We start from the raw sequence: 565 nt of genomic DNA on the forward strand, positions 1-565 counted from the left end.
TCCAAGGGGTCATTGATTGCCTGTTGGAAGAGCAGGATGGAAGTCTCGTCCTGATCGACTTCAAGACAGATTGGATGGCAAAAGAGGCCAGTGCCGCAGCCATCGAAGAGATGAAGAGAAGATACGAAGGCCAGATCAGGCTATACGTTCGAGCGATCAAGCAGATCATCAAGCCAAAAGGGAACGTGTCTAGTTATCTTTACTTACTCTCAGGTGGATTCTCTTTATCGTTTTCGGATGAAAGCATGGATTAGTATGTTGGACCGTCAGGGTTAATAGCTCTGGCGGTCTTTTTCTCTTAGAACTGCTGAGGTAGGTTCCAAAGGCGCTTGGACTTGAAATGTACTTCTTCCTACGCGGCTTTTGGTTAAACGAAGGAGGTTATTTTCTATTTGATGAAATAACTATCGTTTTGTTGAAAATAAGATATGATGAACGAATAAAGGAAGTGGTTAAAATCATTATAAATTGCAGAGAGCCGTATTTTTATATTAGAGATTATAAGAGCAAGGACGAAAAGTTTCTGTTACATTGCTTTTGCCAAAATAATAACCGTATAATGTTG

The 565-nt window shown here is 40.5% G+C and carries 1 protein-coding gene; it reads left to right on the forward strand.

Annotation, left to right across the window (positions count from 1 at the left end; all coding sequences use genetic code 11):
• A partial coding sequence (locus C7R94_RS29710) for a PD-(D/E)XK nuclease family protein (RefSeq protein ID WP_146142869.1) occupies positions 1 to 254 on the forward strand: 254 nt, incomplete at its 5' end.
• Between the last annotated feature and the right edge of the window lie 311 nt (positions 255 to 565).

The organism is Brevibacillus sp. NRRL NRS-603 (genome assembly GCF_003013445.1).
Lineage (GTDB): Bacteria > Bacillota > Bacilli > Brevibacillales > Brevibacillaceae > Brevibacillus > Brevibacillus formosus.